Raw genomic sequence first — 17,689 nt, 5'->3', positions numbered from 1 at the left:
TCAGCGCCGCGGCGTCCTGCGCCGCACTTCGCTGCGCAGCCAGTCGAGCCACGTGCGGATCGCCGCTTCCTGAGGATGGTCGGGGCGCCACACGACGTAGTGCGCGTACACGTCGGCGATGCGCACCGTCGACACGCGCACGAGCGTGCCGTCAGCGAGTTCGGGCTCGATCAGCGAGCGGCGCGCGAGGGCGACGCCGCGGCCTTGCAGCGCGGCGTCGATCAGCGCGTTCGTATCGGTGAAGCGCGGTGCGCGCGCGGATTCCGTGAGGTCGAGCCGCGCGGCCTGGAGCCACGGTTCCCACGGCTGCGCGGGATGGCGCAGCAGCGTCGCGCGCACGAGGTCGGCCGGCGTGCGCGGGGCGACGCCGTCGCGATTGCGGTACGCGGGGCTCGCGACCGGAAAGATCGTCTCGTTCATCAGCTTCTCGGCGACGACGCCGGGCCACGTGCCGGGCCCGTAGCGCAGCGCGACGTCGATGCGGTCGCGCTTGCGCAGCGGCGCGAGCGCGACGTTCGGATGCAGCACGATCGAGATGTGCGGATGCGCGGCCGAGAAGCGCGGCAGGCGCGGTGCGAGCCAGCGCTCGGCGACGCTCGGCAGCACGCTCACGTTCAGCGTCACGTCGCAGGTGCGCGGGCGGCGCACCGCCAGCGTCGGCTCGAACGCGCGTTCGAGCACGCTCAGGCCCTGGCGCACCTGCAATGCGAGCGCGTGCGCGGCATGCGTCGGCGTCGCGCCGTTGCGTTCGCGCGTGAATAGCGGATAGCCGAGCTGCGCCTCGAGCGCGCGGATGTGCTGGCTGACCGCGCCTTGCGTGAGCGCGAGCTCGTCGGCCGCGCGCGTGAAGCTCTGCAGCCGCACGGCGGCTTCGAACGCGCGCAGCGTCTGCAGCGGAGGAAGGTGGATGCGTCGCATGCGGGTATTAGTAACACTAATGTCCGAGCACGACAATTCATCGTTTGTCGCGCATCGGCATGCGTTCCTACACTCGGTTCCGTCTTCCACAGCCCGTCACGCCAATCCGCCATGAACGCCTATCGTCTCTATCTTTCGCCGGGCGCCTGCTCGCTCGCCGCCCACATCGCGCTGGAGGAAACCGGCGCGCCGTTCGACGTCGAAATCGTCTCGGTGAAGGAGCGGCAGAACCTCGACGCGCGCTATCTCGCGATCAACCCGAAAGCGCGCGTGCCCGTGCTCGCGATTCCGGGCGAGCCGCGCGTGCTGACCGAAACGCCGGCGATCCTCACGTATCTCGCACGCCGCTATCCAGACGCGCAATTGCTGCCGCTCGGCGATCCGCTGCGCGAGGCGCGGTGCCACGAATGGCTCGCCTGGCTGGTCGGCTGGGTGCACGGCGTCGGCTACGGCGCGCTGTGGCGGCCCGGCCGCTTCATCGACGATCCGGCGCTGCACGGCGCGGTCAGCGCGCACGGACGCAGCACGATCGACGCCGCGAACGCGTCGATCGAAGCCCTGCTGGCCGACGGCCGCACGTGGGCCGAGCCGGGTGCGCATTCGATCGTCGATCCATTCCTGCTCGTGCTGTATCGCTGGGGCGTCGCGATCGGGCTCGACATGACACGCCATCCCGCATGGACCGCGCATGCGCAGCGCGAGGCCGAACGGCCGGCCGCGCGGCGTGCGCTGGCGCGCGAGGCGGTTTGACACGGCGGCGCGCGGGCAGCCGGCGGCGCGGCCGTTCCATGCGGCGGTTCGTTCGGACCGCGAAGTTCGGACGTGTCCAATTGTCATGTCGCGCCCAATTCTATTGAATGAGAGGCATTCTCATCAATGGAATGGAGTGAACATGAGCCGTTGTATCCAGTCGAGCGCGACGCCGCCGCGCCGCGCGACCGCATCCGTCGCGTTCGCGATGATGACCTGTGCGGCCGCGCCGGCCTGCGCGGAGGAAGGCGAGCCGCGCCGCGCGCCGCACCTGGACCCGATCGTCGTGCACGGCGCGCGCGACGCCGGGTCGCGCGTCGACCGGTCGGGTTCCGCCAAATATGCGACGCCGCTGCTCGACGTGCCGCAGACGATCACCGTCGTCCCGCGCGCGGTGCTCGACGAACAGCAGGCGCTGAGCTTGCGCGAGGCGCTGTCGAATGTCGCGGGCATCACGTTCAACGCCGGCGAGGGCGGCGGCGGGTCGGGAGACATGTTCAATATCCGTGGTTTCGGCGCGAACGCGAACCTGCAGCTCGACGGGCTGCGCGACAGCGCGCAGAACAATCGCAGCGACCTGTTCAACGTCGAGGCGGTCGAGGTGATCAAGGGGCCGAATTCGGTGTTCGGCGGCGCGGGCACGACGGGCGGCTCGGTGAACCTGGTCAGCAAGACCCCGAAGGCCGGCGCGTTCACCGAGGCCGGCACGATGCTCGGCACGTCGGACTACCGCCGCGTGACGCTCGATGCGAACCGGCCGCTGCCCGGCACCGACGGCCGCGCGGCGTTCCGCCTGAATGCGATGGCGCACGTCAACGACGTGCCCGGCCGCGACGACATCCGCAAGCGGCGCTGGGGCATCGCGCCGTCGCTCGCGTTCGGTCTCGGCACGCCGACCCGCGTCACGCTCGGCTATTTCCACCAGTACGACAACAACCTGCCCGACTACGGGCTGCCGGCGCACAACGGCCAGGTGCTGGCCGGCGTGTCGCGCGACCGCTATTTCGGCTGGCGCAATCTCGACCGCGAACGCATCACGTCGGATACGTTCACCGTGAAGGCCGAACACGACGTGTCGTCCGGCCTGAAGGTGCAGAACCTGAGCCGCTATGCGCACCTGAATCGCGACACGGTAATTTCGGCGTCGCACGTGAACCTGCAGGGCCTGCCGCCGGGGCGCTACAAGCCGGCCGGGCCGCAGGGCTATGGCCGCGATGCATCGACCGCGATGTGGGCGAACCAGACGAACGTCACCAGCGCGTTCTCGACGTTCGGCATCGGGCATACGCTGGTCACGGGCTTCGAGATTTCGCGCGAGACGTACGGCCGCACGACCTATTCGTACGGGCTCAACCGCTTCTACCCGGCCGACGGCTTCGCGCTCGCCGCGCCGCCCGGCGTGTGGCGCGGCCCGGCGCAGCGCCAGGACAGCGCGCGCAACGACACCGCGCTGGTCGTGAAGGCGCTGTACGCGTTCGACACGATCTCGGTCGGCCGCTACTGGGACATCGACGTCGGGCTGCGGCACGACTGGATCGACGGCCGGTCGGAAGGCACCGCGGCCGGCAAGCCCACCGAGCGCGCGGACACCGCCGATCGGCATCTGAGCACGCGCGCGGGGCTCGTGTTCAAGCCGACCGACAACGGTCGAGCGTATTTCGCGTACGGCACGTCGTTCAATCCGTCCGCCGAATTCCTCGTGACCACCGGCTCCGGCGTGAGCGCGGCGACCGGCGCGCTCGCGCCCGAGAAAAACGAGAGCTTCGAACTCGGTGCGAAATGGGAAGGACTCGCGGGCATCGCGCTGAACGGCGCGCTGTTCCAGACCCAAAAGAAGAACGCGCGCGAACGAATGGCCGACGGCAGCTATGCGCTCGTGGGCCGGCAGCGCGTGCGCGGCGTCGAGCTCGGCGCCGCCGGCAAGGTGACGCCGCGCTGGGACGTGTTCGCGAACTACACGTACCTCGCGAGCGTGACGCTCAGCTCGCCGTCGTCGCCGCGGCGCGACGGGCAGGCGCTCGGTAACACACCGCGGCACGCGTTCAACGTATGGACGACCTATCGGTTGCCGGCGGGCTGGACGCTCGGCTACGGTTCGCACTTCGTCGGTCGGCGCAACGTGACGTCGCAGGGCGACGGCAAGCTCGGCGCGTACTGGGTGCACAACCTGATGGCGAGCTACGACGTGAGCCGCCGGCTGCGCATCCAGCTGAACGTCGACAATCTGTTCGATCGCGCGTACGTCGAACGCGTGCGGCAGGTGTCGGGCAGCGAATCGCGGTCGTCGGCGGTCGAATTCGGCGACGGCCGTTCGGCGATGCTGTCGGCCGTGTACAAGTTCTGACCGCACCGCGCGACGGCGGCCGCCGCTCGACGCCGTGGGCCGCCGCGCGCGCCCGTCAGCGCGCGAACAGCGGGTAGGGCGCGGCGGCGATCAACGCCGCGGCGAGCCACACCACGCTCCAAGAAGTCGCGGCGAGCAGCGGCGGAATCGCGAGCGGCGTCGCGAACAGGCCGAGGTAGACGACCGTGTTGGCCATCCCGAGCGCGGTGCCCGCGTGGTTCGCACCCGCGAGCGTCGCGAGCTCGGTGTACGCGACGCCGTGCCATGCCGACACGCAGACGCCGGCGAACACGAGAATCGCGACGATCGCGGCGAGCGGCACATGCGGGCTGCCGGCCGTTGCGGCCGCGAGCAGCGTGAACGACCCGGCCGCGACGAACACGGAACCGCGCAGGTATGCGCGCCGGTTGCCGTGCCGGTCGGTATGGCGGCCGCTCCACACGCGCATCACCATCGCGCCGAGCTGCAGCGCGACCATCGCCGCGCTGATGCCGGCGAGGCCGAGCCGGCCGAAGTCGTGCAGGAACACCGTCGCGAACGTGAGCACCGCGAACTGCGGCGCGCACAGCAGGCCGATGCCGAGCACGATGCGCCACACCGGGCCGCTCGCGAGCGGGTTGCGCGCGTGGTCGGCGGGCTGCGGTCGTTGGACGGCGCGACGCGTGGCGACGGGCGTGGCGACGCGCGCCGCGGCCGGCTCCGTGGGCGGCTCGTGCAGCCAGCGCCAGGTGAGCGCCGCCGATCCCGCGCACAGCAGCATCAGCGCACCGAACACCGCGGCGAAGCCGGCATGCGACGCGAGCGACGGCAGCAGCGCCGCGCCGAGGCCGCCGCCGAGCGGCACGGCCGTCTGGCGGATGCTCATCGCCAGCCCGCGTTCGCGCTCGCCGAACCAACGCATCACCGCGCGCCCGCTCGACCCGTTCACGCTGCCGCCGAGCAGGCCGACACAGCCCATGGCCGCGACGACCCGCATCAGCGGCGGCACCGCGTGCGCGGTCGGGGCGATCGTGCACATCATCAGCGCGAGCATCGCGGCCGTCGCGACGAGCCCGGTCAGCAGCACGCGGCGGTCGCCGAAGCGGTCGGCGGCGATGCCCCACGGCAGCTCGGACAGCGCGACCCCGAAGCCGAGCGCGCCGAGCACGAGGCCGAGTGCGCCGTTGTCGAGGTGGTAGGCCGAGCGCATCCAGACGGCCGTGGTCGGAATGCCGGCCGCGGCAGCCGAAAAGCTCAGGTTCGCGGCGACGCCGGCGCCCAGCACGCGCCAGCGATGGGCCGGCCCGCGCACGTCGCGGGCAGTCGAAGAGGGGGAAGCGATGCACGAGGTATCCATGACGGAGGCCCGATTCGAAGTTGACGTCCACAGTCTGACGGCCTACATTCATCCTGAAAATCGGAAAGTTTTTGATGAATCGTTCGATAAATCAGGATGATTGAGATGCCCGAACACGACATTGCGCGCGACGGCGGCGAGCCGCTCGCGGGCGCCGACGCGGCGCTGGCGCGGCCCAACTTCGACGTCGCGGCGTTGCGCAGCCTCGTCGCGGGCGTGGATCTCGGCAGTTTCGCGAAGGCGGCCGACCGCGTCGCGCGCTCGTCGTCGGCGGTGAGTGCGCAGATCCGCAAGCTCGAGGAGCAGGCCGGCACGCCGCTGTTCGTGAAAGCCGGGCGCGGGCTCGCGCTGACCGACGCCGGCGACGCGATGCTGCGCTACGCGCGGCGGATGATCGAGCTGAACGACGAGGCGGCCGCGGCCGTGCGCGGCGTGAAGCTCGACGGCTGGGTACGGGTGGGGCTGCAGGAGGATTTCGGCGAGGCGATCCTGCCGGACGTGCTCGGGCGGTTCGCGCGCGCGCATCCGAAGGTGAAGATCGAGGCGCGCGTGGCGCGCAATGCCGATCTGCTCGACCGGCTCGATGCGAACCAGCTCGATCTGGCGCTCGTGTGGGGCGATCCGGCGTCGGCGGCGCTCGTGTCGCGGGCGGGGATCGACGGCGAAGCGATCGCGCACGTGCCGATGCAATGGATCGGCGCGGTGGCGGGCGGGGGTGTCGGGATGCCGGATGGTGGCGGGGATGCGGGTGGTGAGGGCGGTGTTGGCGAAGCGGGCGGTGGTGCGGTGCGGGGGACGGACGAACCGTTGCCGCTCGTCGTGTTCGACCGGCCGTGCCGGTTCTTCGGCGCGGCGACCGATGCGCTCGACCGCGCCGGCGTGCCGTGGCGCGTCGCGTTCACGACGCCGAGCCTGGCCGGGCTATGGGCGGCCGCGGCGGCCGGCCTCGGGCTGACGGTGCGCTCGCATTACGGGCTGCCCGCGTCGGTGCGCGTGCTGGATGCCGCGTCGTGCGGGCTGCCGGCGCTGCCGAGCTTGCCGCTGATCCTGCTGCGACGCACGTCGTCGGCGACGCCGACGGTCGAGCGGCTCGCGCGGATCGTGACGCAGGCGGTGCGGGGGGCGACGGAGCAGGCGCTTGCCGCGTGATTGCGCCGGTGGCGGCACGCCAGTGATCGAGCGGTTGGTCGTTTGGCCTCTTGGAGCAACGACGCGAATGTCGTAACAATGGTGGGTCACTCAATGGAGCCCGTCATGCAAGTCCTGGGGAAGTAATGCGGCTGTTGTTCGATACGCACATCTTCCTCTGGGCAGTGGCGAACGACCCGAAGCTGAGCGCTCGCGCGCGCAGCCTGATTACCGCTGCCGATGAAGTGTTCGTCAGCAGCGTGAGCATCTGGGAAGTGGCGATCAAGGCCGGGAAGGGAAAGCTGGATGTCGACGTGGATCGTTTGGTCGACAAGATCAACACGAGCGAGTACCGCGAACCGCCGGTTCGAATGGCGCACGGCGCGGCCGTGCGCCATCTACCCCACTACCATCTTGATCCATTCGACCGGCTGCTCGTCGCGCAGGCGTAGTACGAACCGCTGTTGCTCCTGACTGCGGACGGCCATCTTTCGCAGTATGGCGCGTCACGGATTTTGACGGTCTGAAACAGTTTTCGGTGCGGAATCCTACGCCGCCGCGGTAACGTGCGCGGACACTTCGAGCTCCGCACAGAGCTTCTCCAACCGCACGCGTAACGCGTCGCTCGCTGGCACGAACGGCAGCCGCAACCCGTCCTCGCACCATCCTTGCGCGGCGAGCACGGCCTTCACCGGCGCCGGGTTCGGTTCCGCGAACAGCGCCGCGACGAGCGGCTGCAGCGCGACCGACAGGCGCCGCGCGTCGGCGAGCCGCCCGTCGCGCAGCCACGCGTGAATCCGCACATGCCATTCGGGCAGCACGTGCGCGCTGCTCGCGATCGCGCCGTGCGCCCCCGCGCACATCGCCGCGAAGTTCTGGTTGTCGTCGCCGGACAGGATCGCGAGCGGCGTGTCGTGTACCAGCCGGCTCATCCGGTCGAGCGTGCCGCCGCATTCCTTGATGCCCGCGACGCGCGGATCGCGGGCGAGCGCCTGCAGCGTGTCCAGTTCGACGTTCACGCCGGTGCGGTACGGGATGTTGTAGACGAGCACCGGCAGGTCGGCCGCGTCGACGATCGCTTCGACATGGCGGCGGATGCCGTCCTGCGTCGGCCGCACGTAGACGGGCGGCGTGACGAGCAGCCCGTCGGGGCGCAGCGCTGCGAGCTCGCGCGCGCGGACGGCCGCGAGGTGCGTCGCGCTCGCGGTGAGCCCGACGACGATCGGCAGCGCGGGCGCCGCGTCGCGCAGCGTCGCGAACACCGCGTCCTGTTCGCGCGCGTCGAGCAGCACGCCTTCGCCGGTCGTCGCGCCCGCGACGAACCCCGCGATGCCCGCGGCCGCATAGTGGCGCGCGAGCCGCACGAGCGCCGCATGGTCGACCTCGCCGTGGTGGAACGGCGTGACGATCGGCAGCCAGATACCTTCGAAACGTGTGTTCATGCAAAGCCTCATGGTGGAAACGGAGTGGGAAGGAACCGTTCCGCCGGCGGGGTGCCGGAGCGAGGCGTGCGTGCAAGGAGAAAGAAACGACCTGCGGGCATCCCGTCCGGCATTCGCCTGACGGGACGCGACGTCCCGGTCAGTCGAGGAGTCGTTTTTTCAGTTTCAGCCCGGCCGCGCGCGCACCTGCCGCGACGGCGGCGAGGATCGAGGGCGAGCGCAGGAGAGCGGACATGGATGAACCGTGAGTGGGCTGAGCGGCGATCTTAACACCGTGGCGGCGGCGCGCGCGAGCCCCGGCCGTCGTTTAGCATATTTCGAGATTTGCTTTCCACGACTGATTGGAAGGCGTGCCGCGGCCGGCCGCTAGAATGCCCGCTTACGTTTCGATGACAGCGCGTACGCGGGCGGTCACGCACATTCACCACCACTGGAAACGGGGCATATCACGATGGCAAGCATCAAGGGGATCGGTCGCTGGCTGCGCACGGGCGCGGCGGCGGCGCTGGTCGTGGCGGCGACGGCCGCGCACGCGGACACGTCGATCCTGAACGTGTCGTACGACGTGACGCGCGAGCTGTACAAGGACATCAACGCAAGCTTTGCCGCGGCCTACAAGCAGAAGACCGGCGAGACGGTCACGATCAAGCAGTCGCACGGCGCGTCGAGCGCGCAGGCGCTGTCGGTACTGCAGGGGCTGCAGGCCGACGTCGTGACGATGAACCAGCCGAACGACATCGACCTGCTCGCCGAGCGCGGCCAGCTGCTGCCGAAGGACTGGCGCGCGCGTTTCCCGGACAACAGCTCGCCGTACTCGACGACGATGGTGTTCCTCGTGCGCAAGGGCAACCCGAAGGCGATCAAGGACTGGAGCGATCTCGCGAAGCCGGGCGTGCAGGTGATCATCGCGAACCCGAAGACGTCGGGCAACGGCCGCTACGCGTATCTTGCCGCGTGGGGCTTCCAGAAGCAGAAGGGCGCGACCGACCCGCAGGCGCTCGACTTCGAGAAGGCGATCTTCCGCAACGTGCCGGTGCTCGATTCGGGCGGCCGCGGCGCGACGACGACGTTCACGCAGCGCGGCATCGGCGACGTGCTCGTCACGTTCGAGAACGAAGTCGCGCTGATGGACACGGGCGCATCGGGCGCGCAGTTCGACGCCGTGTATCCGTCGGCGAGCATCCTCGCGGAGCCGCCCGTCGCGGTCGTCGACAAGGTGGTCGACAAGGTGGTCGACAAGAAGGGCACGCGCAAGGTCGCGCAGGCGTATCTCGACTACCTGTACACGCCGGAAGCGCAGGAGATCATCGCGCAGCACCATCTGCGCCCGCGCGACGCGGCCGTGCTGAAGAAGCATGCGGCCGAGTTCAAGGCGCTGAAGACGTTCAGCGTCGAGCAGGTCTTCGGCAGCTGGGCGAACGCGCAGAAGACCCATTTCGCCGACGGCGGCACGTTCGACCAGGTGATCGTCGACCGGAAGTGATCGCGGCGCGCGCCACGCGCGCGCCCGCATGACGACGCAGCCGGCCGCTCGTGCGGCCGGCTTTTTTTTGCGGCTGCGCGGCGGATCGCCGTTCCGGACCGGCCGCATTCCCGGCCGCCGCCGCGCGTGCTACGCTCATCGCCTTCCTGCAACCGGCGCCCCGCGATGAACGTCGATTCGTCTTCCCCCGCCTCCCGCGGCCGTGGCCGCAAGATCTGGTCGGGCACCCGCCCGGTGATCGCGTACGGGATGCCGCCGCTCGGCTGGCGCGACTTCTATCACCGCGCGCTGACGGTGAGCTGGCCCGTGTTCTTCCTGTCGCTCGCGGTGCTGTTCCTGCTGCTCAACAGCGGCTTCGCGATGCTCTATCTGCTCGGGCATGAGCCGATCGCGAACCAGGCGCCACCCGGCTTCGGCGGCGCATTCTTCTTCAGCGTCGAGACGCTCGCGACCGTCGGCTATGGCGACATGCATCCGCAGACGGTCTATGCGCATCTCGTCGCGACGTTCGAGATCTTCGTCGGGATGTCGAGCATCGCGTTGGCCACCGGGCTCGTGTTCGCGCGGTTTTCGCGGCCGCAGGCGAAGATCCTGTTCGCGCGCAACGCGATCGTGCGGCCGCTGAACGGCCGGATGACGCTGATGGTGCGCGCCGCGAATGCCCGCCAGAACGTGATTGCCGAGGCGCAGGCGAAACTGCGGCTGATGCGCGTCGAAGGCACGCACGAGGGCTACGCGCTGCGCAAGATTCACGACCTGCCGCTCGTGCGCAACGAGCATCCGATCTTCCTGCTCGGCTGGAACCTGATGCACGTGATCGACGAGTCGAGCGCGCTGTTCGGCGAGACGCCCGAATCGCTCGCCGCGCGCGACGCGCAATTGCTGATCACGATCGAGGGTTCGGACGAGACCACCGCGCAGGTCATGCAGGCGCGTCATGCGTGGGCGCATGGCGACATCCGCTGGCGCCACCGCTATGTCGACCTGATGCACGACGAGGACGGCATCACGCACATCGATTACACGCATTTTCATGAAGTCGTGCCGATCGACGACGACACCGACGAACGCGGTTCGCCGGGCGTGGTGATCGACGCGGACACGTCGGCGCCGGGGCCCGTCGGGCAGGCATGATCGCGGGCGGCGGGGGGGCGCGGCCCCGCTGCGCGTCACGCGTGCAGCAGGCGCGCCGCTTCGCGCTGTTCGATCGCGACCGCGCGGCGGAACGCGTCGCGATCCTCGGCGCGCGCGACGTAGTCGCCGAGCACGCCTTCGTGCGGCAGCAGATGCGCGTCGAACGCGATCTTCAGCGTGCTCGCGAGCAGCAGGTCGGCGGCGGTGAAGCGTTCGCCGACGAGCCAGCGGCTATGGGCGAGCGCTTGCGCGAGGGCGCGCTGCACGCGCGCGATGTTGCCCCAGCCGAACGCGACGGGGTTGCCCGACGCGCCGGTGAATTTCTCGGCCATCGCCGGTTCGAGGCAGGTCGGCGTGAAGAACATCCACTGGAGGAACCGGCCGCGCAGCGGATCGTCGGGCGCGACACCGAGCCCGGCAGCCGGACAGCGGTCGGCGAGATAGAGCAGCACGGCGCCCGATTCGGCGAACGGCGCGCTGCCGTCGTCGAGCGCGGGCAGCTTGGCCATCGGGTTGACCTGCACGAACGCATCGCTGCCCTGTTCGTGCGAGCGCAGGTCGATCGGCACGAGTTCGTACACCACGCCGATTTCCTCGAGCATCCACAGCGCCCGGAATGCCCGGGTCTTCGGCCAGTAGTAGAGCTTCATCATGCCTCCGCGTTTGGGTGCAGGTGTCGATCCGGTGGATGCTCAAGCGTACCCGAGCGCAGGAGGTTGGGACAGGGGCGCGCGGCGGGGGCGTCCGGTTCGATTGCATCCGGTGAATCGGGCGAAATACCTCGTAGCGCCTTGCACAACGGAAGTTCAGTGAATGACTAGTTATACAAAAACTAGTTATGAAAATTCATCGAAATCCCGGCGGAAATCCGCATGACTACGCTATGTCCGACCCGTTCGGCAGCACCGCACAGAGGAACGCAATCGCCGCCCGCGATCGCCGACGCATCACCCAACGCCGCATTCACCGGAGTCCCGTCACGCATGGCAAACGACGACCGCACCACGATCATTCCGCGCAGAACGCCCGAATCGGCGGCCATGGCGGCCGAGGTCAAACGGGCGATGGCGATCACCGCGCGACTCAACCGCCTGACGTTCGACGATACGGCGGACGTACGCGCATTGTTCGGTGAACTGATCGGCATGCAGTTGGACGACGGTTTCACGTTGATCCCGCCGTTCTACGCAACGGGCGGCACCGGCATGAAGGTCGGGCGCAACGTGTTCGTCAACCAGAACTGCACGTTCTACGACCTGGGCGGGCTCGAGATCGGCGACGACGTGATGATCGGCCCGAACGTCAGCCTGCTCACGTCCGGCCATCCGGTCGAGCCTTCGCGGCGGCGCGATTGCGTGGTCGCGAAGCCGATCGTGATCGGCCGCAACGTATGGATCGGCGCGGGCGCGACGATCGTCGGCGGCGTGACGATCGGCGAGAACGCGGTCGTCGCGGCCGCGGCCGTCGTTACCCGGGACGTTCCGCCGAATACGCTGGTCGGCGGCAATCCGGCGAAGATCATTCGATCGATTGCGGAATAAAGTCGCCCGGGCCCGCGTGCCGGCGTGATGAAGCGTCGGCGGAGGGATGTGGACAACCCTCCGCCAGAGCGAGTCGAAACGCTGTGCATTTGAACGGTGAGTGTGCCGCCGAGGCCCGCCGGACAAGCCATTGCGGCTTTGCCGGCTGTCGCGCGCCGAGTCGTCCGTCGATCGGCAGATGAAGATCTGGTCGCGCGCCCGGTTGTGGATATCCGGGCATCGAAACGAGTCGTCGACCTGTGGTTTTCACAGGCGAGGAGACCGGACGCTGCGCGAGACATCAGGCGGGTTGTGGACAACTCGCGGCAAGACGAAGCGAAATGCTGTGAAATTCAACGGTGAGTGTCGCGCCCGATCTGGCGGTGCGCCCGCACTGGCGTGGGTTTCCAGCCGTTGCCGTGACTCGGGGCGACGCGCATTCTAGCCGAATGGCGTGAATGCGTGACCATCACCTGCAGGCCGCGCGACGTCGATATCCGGCCCCGGCCCCCAATCGAAGGGCTGTGCATTCTAACGGTGAGCGCAGGCGCGTGGTTCGCAACGTGCGGATTTCGATGCGCCGGCCCGCCTTCTCCAGCGACTCGGCACGCTGTGTAATTCAATGGTGAGCGTGAATCGGCGATCGGCGTGCAGCCCGTCAGGATGCGGCCGTTCGACCGCCGATGCCGCGCGAAGCGGTTTCTGTCGGGCTCGGGCTCAAGATCGAGAGCAACGACGATGTGCGTGCTCGTGTGGATATCCGTCCGTGGAAACGACTCGCGGCACTGTGTATTTCGACGGTGAGCATCGGCGCCCGATCGGGCGATGAGCCGCTTCCGGCATGGATTGCCCGTCGCGTCGGTACCCTTCGAAGCATGCCTTTGCTATACATCGGGGAGCGCCCGTCCATGTGGATATCCAGGCCCACTCGATTGCTCGAAGCGCTGTGGTTTTCAACGGTGAGGGTGCGCGGATGGCCGGGATGCAACGCAGCTCCGGAGGTGGACAACTGCCACCGCGGCCAGTCGAAGCCCTGTGTATTTCAATGGTGAGGGTGAGTCGGCAATCGCATGGCCCGCGTGTTCAGACGCGGATATCCGGCCCACTCGATTACTCGAAGCGCTGTGGTTTTCAACGGTGAGGGTGCGCGGATGGCCGGGATGCAACGCAGCTCCGGAGGTGGACAACTGCCACCGCGGCCAGTCGAAGCCCTGTGTATTTCAATGGTGAGGGTGAGTCGGCAATCGCATGGCCCGCGTGTTCAGACCAGGATATCCGACCCGGTCAATCAGTCGAAGCGCTGTGGTTTTCAACGGTGAAGGTCCGCGGATGGCCGGCAGACACCGCGGATCCCCGCTTGGACAACTGCCACCGCAGCCAGTCGAAGCCCAGGGTATTCGACCGGTGAGTGCGAAAGTCGGACCGACGAAACCCGCGATTTCCGATGTGTATATCCACCGCCGCAACCCAGTCGCCGCGCTGTGAATTTCAACGGTGAGCGCCGCTGCCCGAGCGCTCCGCATGCCGATGCCGGATGTGGACATCCCGGCCCCGACGCCGCTCGAAACGCTGTGCAATCGAACGGTGAGCGCGCCAGCCCGACAGGGCCGAAGGGCGCGACATTGTGGACATCCGCCGTCGCCGATCAATCGGAACGCTGTGTATTTCAATGGTGAGGGTGACGGCCCGATGTCGTCGAAACCCTTGTCGCACGGGGATCAAGCGCCATTCCCCGGCCAAGCTGCGCGCTTGGCGGCACACGCAGCCTTTTCCGCCAGACCACCCAACCACCGCGACACGCCTCCCATCACGCTCCCGCCGCCCGCGCGAAAACTCTCTCAAATCCCGCCAAAAAGCTGCGCAGTTTTTCTCGCCGCGCGCCGGTCCGAGCAAGATGAGAAAAAACATTCTCGGCGGCGCGCGAAAAAATAGAGCCATTCGCTGCCGCACTCATGCGTCACCCGACGCCCGCCGCGCACGGCCGAGAACAGCACAACAGCACAACAGCACAATTCGGAGACTTCCCCACATGACCGCCCGCCTGCCCGTCGACGGCCCGCCCGCCCTGTCCGACTACCGCCTGACCGACAATCTGACCGCGACGCGCGGCCGGATCTTCCTGACCGGCACGCAGGCGTTGATCCGCCTGCTGCTGATGCAGCGCACGGTCGATACCGAACAGGGGCTCAACACGGCCGGCTTCGTCAGCGGCTACCGCGGCTCGCCGCTCGGGATGGTCGACCAGCAGCTGTGGAAGGCGAAGAAACTCCTCGACACGAGCGGCGTGCGCTTCCTGCCCGCGATCAACGAGGAACTCGGCGGCACGGCCGTGCTCGGCACGCAGCGGGTCGAGGCCGACCCCGAGCGCACGGTCGAGGGCGTGTATGCGATGTGGTACGGCAAGGGCCCGGGCGTCGATCGCGCGGGCGACGCGCTGAAGCACGGCAACGCGTACGGCTCGTCGCCGCATGGCGGCGTGCTGGTCGTCGCGGGCGACGATCACGGCTGCGTGTCGTCGTCGATGCCGCACCAGAGCGACTTCGCGATGATGGCGTGGCACATGCCGGTCGTGAACCCGTCGAACATCGCCGACATGCTCGAATTCGGCCTGTACGGCTGGGCACTGTCGCGCTACTCGGGCGCATGGGTCGGCTTCAAGGCGATCTCGGAAACGGTCGAGTCCGGCTCCACCGTCGACCTCGATGCATTGCAGACGCGCTGGCCGGCGCCGGCAGGCTTCACGCCGCCGACGGGCGGCTTGCACAACCGCTGGCCCGACCTGCCGAGCCTCACGATCGAGGCGCGCCTCGCGGCGAAGCTCGACGCGGTTCGCCATTTCGCGCGTGCCAACAGCATCGACAAGTGGATCGCGCCGAGCACGCACGCGAACGTCGGCATCGTCACCTGCGGCAAGGCGCACCTCGACCTGATGGAAGCGCTGCGCCGCCTCGACCTGACGGTCGCCGATCTCGACGCGGCCGGTGTGCGGATCTACAAGGTCGGCCTGTCGTATCCGCTCGAAATGACACGGATCGAAACCTTCGTCGACGGTCTGTCGGAAGTGCTCGTCATCGAGGAAAAGGGCCCGGTGATCGAGCAGCAGATCAAGGACTACCTGTACAACCGCACCGAAGGCGCGCGCCCGCGCGTGCTCGGCAAGCACGATGCGGCGGGCGCGTGCCTGCTGTCCGAACTCGGCGAGCTGCGCCCGTCGCGCATCCTGCCGGTGTTCGCCGACTGGCTCGCGCGGCACAAGCCGGCGCTCGACCGCCGCGAGCGCGTCGTCGATCTCGTCGCGCCGCAGATCCTGTCGAACGAGGCCGATGCGGTGAAGCGCACGCCGTACTTCTGCTCGGGCTGCCCGCACAACACGTCGACGAAGGTGCCCGAAGGCTCGATCGCGCAGGCCGGCATCGGCTGCCACTTCATGGCGTCGTGGATGGAGCGCGACACCACCGGCCTGATCCAGATGGGCGGCGAAGGCGTCGACTGGGCCGCGCACGCGATGTTCACCAACACGAAGCACGTGTTCCAGAACCTTGGCGATGGCACCTACTTCCACTCTGGCATCCTCGCGATCCGCCAGGCGGTCGCCGCGAAAGCGAACATCACGTACAAGATCCTCTACAACGACGCGGTCGCGATGACGGGCGGCCAGCCGGTCGACGGCAGCATCTCGGTGCCGCAGATCGCGCGGCAGGTCGAGGCGGAAGGCGTGTCGCGCTTCGTCGTCGTGTCCGACGAACCGGAGAAGTACGACGGCCATCACGGGCAGTTCCCGACCGGCACGACGTTCCATCACCGCAGCGAACTCGATGCGGTGCAGCGCGAATTGCGCGAGACGCCGGGCGTCACCGTGCTGATCTACGACCAGACCTGCGCGGCCGAGAAGCGCCGCCGCCGCAAGAAGGGCGAATTCCCCGACCCGGACAAGCGTCTGTTCATCAACGACGCGGTGTGCGAAGGCTGCGGCGACTGCGGCGTGCAGTCGAACTGCCTGTCGGTCGAGCCGCTCGAGACGCCGCTCGGCCGCAAGCGCCGCATCGACCAGTCGTCGTGCAACAAGGACTATTCGTGCGTGAACGGCTTCTGCCCGAGCTTCGTGACGGTCGAGGGCGCGGCGCTGAAGAAGGCCGCCGGCGCGGCGTTCGACGAAGCGGCGCTCGCCGCGCGCGTCGATGCGCTGCCGGTGCCGGCGACGCACCTCGACGCGGCGCCGTTCGACATGCTGGTGACCGGCGTCGGCGGCACCGGCGTCGTGACGGTCGGCGCGCTGATCAGCATGGCCGCGCACCTCGAAGGCAAGAGCGCATCGGTGCTCGACTTCATGGGCTTCGCGCAGAAGGGCGGCTCGGTGCTGTCGTTCGTGCGGATCGCGTCGAGCGACCGCTGGCTGAACCAGGTGCGCATCGACACGCAGCAGGCCGACGTGCTGCTCGCGTGCGACATGGTCGTCGGTGCGAGCGCCGAGGCGCTGCAGACGGTGCGCCACGCGCGTTCGCGAATCGTCGTCAACACGCACCGGATCCCGAACGCATCGTTCGTGCAGAACCCCGACGCGAACCTGCATGCGGACGCGCTGCTCGAGAAGATGCGCCACGCGGCCGGCGACGGCTACCTGTCGAGCTGCGACGCGCAGGCGCTCGCCGCGAAGTTCCTCGGCGATTCGATCGGCGCGAACATCCTGATGCTCGGCTACGCGTGGCAGCTCGGCCTCGTGCCGGTGTCGCTCGCCGCGATGATGCGCGCGATCGAGCTGAACAACGTCGCGGTGCCGATGAACAAGCTCGCGTTCTCGATCGGCCGGATGGCGGCCGGCGACGCGGCGGGCCTCGATGCGTTGTGGAACGCACGTCACGCGGTGGCCGCCCACGTGGCGCCGGAGACGCTCGCCGAGCTGATCGCCGATCGCGAGGCGCGTCTCGACGCGTACGGCGGTGCGCGCTACGTCGAGCGCTATCGGGCGCTGGTGAACGCGGCGCGCGCGAAGGGCGACGACGCGCTGACGCGCGCGGTTGCGACGACGTTCTACCGGCTGCTCGCGGTGAAGGACGAATACGAAGTCGCGCGGCTGTACACGGACGACGCGTTCCGCACCGCGCTCGAAGCGCAGTTCGAAGGTGTGCCGGGCCAGACGTACCGCGTGAAGTTCAACCTGGCGCCGCCGACGGTCGCGAAGGCCGGCAGCGATGGCAGCGCGCCGAAGAAACGCGTGTTCGGCCAGTGGATGTGGCCGGTGTTCGGCATGCTGGCGCGCGTGCGCAGCCTGCGCGGCACGTGGCTCGATCCGTTCGGCCGCACGGTCGAGCGAAAGATGGAGCGCGCGCTGGCAGACGACTACGAAACGACGCTCACGCGGGCGTTCGCCGCGATGACCGCCGGCAATGCGGCGCAGGTGGTTCAACTGGCCGACCTGCACGCGCGCGTGCGCGGCTTCGGTCACGTGAAGGTGCGCAACCTGGCTGGCGTGAAGCGCGCGGAACGCGAGCTCGCGCTGCAGCTCGGCATCGACGCGGCGACGAGCGTGGCCGTGCAGCACGCGCTCGACGAGATGAAGGGTGCGGGGATGCTGAAGGGGATTCCGGTCGTCGTCGCGAAGTAACGCTGCGGCGGGCGGAGATGAAAACGGCGACG

At 68.7% G+C, this 17,689-nt stretch carries 11 protein-coding genes and 1 pseudogene; 8 read left to right on the top strand and 4 right to left on the bottom strand.

Annotated elements, in window-relative coordinates:
• Positions 1 to 918 carry a LysR substrate-binding domain-containing protein gene (locus HWX55_RS18105; RefSeq protein ID WP_175976707.1) on the bottom strand — a complete coding sequence of 306 codons (918 nt, stop codon included), beginning with the start codon at positions 916 to 918 and terminating at the stop codon, positions 1 to 3.
• A 111-nt stretch (positions 919 to 1,029) separates the two neighbouring features.
• Here HWX55_RS18105 and HWX55_RS18100 point away from each other — a divergent pair, with 111 nt between their 5' ends.
• The gene (locus HWX55_RS18100; RefSeq protein ID WP_175976706.1) at positions 1,030 to 1,668 is read left to right on the top strand and encodes a glutathione S-transferase; all 639 of its coding nucleotides are present in this window, start codon (positions 1,030 to 1,032) and stop codon (positions 1,666 to 1,668) included.
• Between the two features lie 142 nt (positions 1,669 to 1,810).
• On the top strand, positions 1,811 to 4,012 hold the full coding sequence (locus HWX55_RS18095; protein WP_175976705.1) for a TonB-dependent siderophore receptor: 2,202 nt from the start codon (positions 1,811 to 1,813) through the stop codon (positions 4,010 to 4,012).
• 55 nt (positions 4,013 to 4,067) lie between these two features.
• Here the strand turns inward: HWX55_RS18095 and HWX55_RS18090 are convergent, their stop codons facing one another.
• On the bottom strand, positions 4,068 to 5,348 hold the full coding sequence (locus HWX55_RS18090) for an MFS transporter (protein WP_175976704.1): 1,281 nt from the start codon (positions 5,346 to 5,348) through the stop codon (positions 4,068 to 4,070).
• Positions 5,349 to 5,453: 105 nt separating this feature from the next.
• On the opposite strand from HWX55_RS18090, the gene HWX55_RS18085 reads away from it, so the two are divergent.
• Both HWX55_RS18085 and HWX55_RS18080 read left to right on the top strand, forming a co-directional pair.
• Complete coding sequence (locus tag HWX55_RS18085) at positions 5,454 to 6,497, top strand: LysR substrate-binding domain-containing protein (RefSeq protein ID WP_175976703.1); 1,044 nt, start codon at positions 5,454 to 5,456, stop codon at positions 6,495 to 6,497.
• Positions 6,498 to 6,622: 125 nt separating this feature from the next.
• Positions 6,623 to 7,003: pseudogene (locus HWX55_RS18080) on the top strand (type II toxin-antitoxin system VapC family toxin).
• A gap of 21 nt (positions 7,004 to 7,024) precedes the next feature.
• Here the strand turns inward: HWX55_RS18080 and dapA are convergent.
• Entirely contained in the window at positions 7,025 to 7,918 is an 894-nt protein-coding gene (gene dapA / locus HWX55_RS18075; RefSeq protein ID WP_175976702.1) for a 4-hydroxy-tetrahydrodipicolinate synthase, read from the bottom strand.
• 451 nt (positions 7,919 to 8,369) lie between these two features.
• Between dapA and HWX55_RS18065 the strand changes: the two genes are divergently transcribed.
• The gene (locus HWX55_RS18065) at positions 8,370 to 9,401 is read left to right on the top strand and encodes a sulfate ABC transporter substrate-binding protein (RefSeq protein ID WP_175976701.1); all 1,032 of its coding nucleotides are present in this window, start codon (positions 8,370 to 8,372) and stop codon (positions 9,399 to 9,401) included.
• Between the two features lie 165 nt (positions 9,402 to 9,566).
• Positions 9,567 to 10,535: an ion channel gene (locus HWX55_RS18060; RefSeq protein WP_175976700.1), complete on the top strand. Its 969-nt coding sequence runs from the start codon at positions 9,567 to 9,569 to the stop codon at positions 10,533 to 10,535.
• Between the two features lie 35 nt (positions 10,536 to 10,570).
• On the opposite strand, the gene HWX55_RS18055 is transcribed toward HWX55_RS18060, so the two are convergent.
• The gene (locus HWX55_RS18055) at positions 10,571 to 11,185 is read right to left on the bottom strand and encodes a glutathione S-transferase (protein ID WP_175976748.1); all 615 of its coding nucleotides are present in this window, start codon (positions 11,183 to 11,185) and stop codon (positions 10,571 to 10,573) included.
• A 333-nt stretch (positions 11,186 to 11,518) separates the two neighbouring features.
• Here HWX55_RS18055 and HWX55_RS18050 point away from each other — a divergent pair, with 333 nt between their 5' ends.
• Together HWX55_RS18050 and HWX55_RS18045 are read left to right on the top strand one after the other, a co-directional pair.
• Entirely contained in the window at positions 11,519 to 12,076 is a 558-nt protein-coding gene (locus HWX55_RS18050) for a DapH/DapD/GlmU-related protein (protein WP_175976699.1), read from the top strand.
• 2,008 nt (positions 12,077 to 14,084) lie between these two features.
• Positions 14,085 to 17,657 carry an indolepyruvate ferredoxin oxidoreductase family protein gene (locus tag HWX55_RS18045; protein ID WP_175976698.1) on the top strand — a complete coding sequence of 1,191 codons (3,573 nt, stop codon included), beginning with the start codon at positions 14,085 to 14,087 and terminating at the stop codon, positions 17,655 to 17,657.
• Positions 17,658 to 17,689 lie beyond the last annotated feature (32 nt).

This window comes from Burkholderia sp. BCC1047 (genome assembly GCF_902833155.1).
Lineage (GTDB): Bacteria > Pseudomonadota > Gammaproteobacteria > Burkholderiales > Burkholderiaceae > Burkholderia > Burkholderia sola.
The sequence above is the reverse complement of the archived record's forward strand: the minus strand, read 5'-3'. Positions and strand labels throughout refer to the sequence as shown.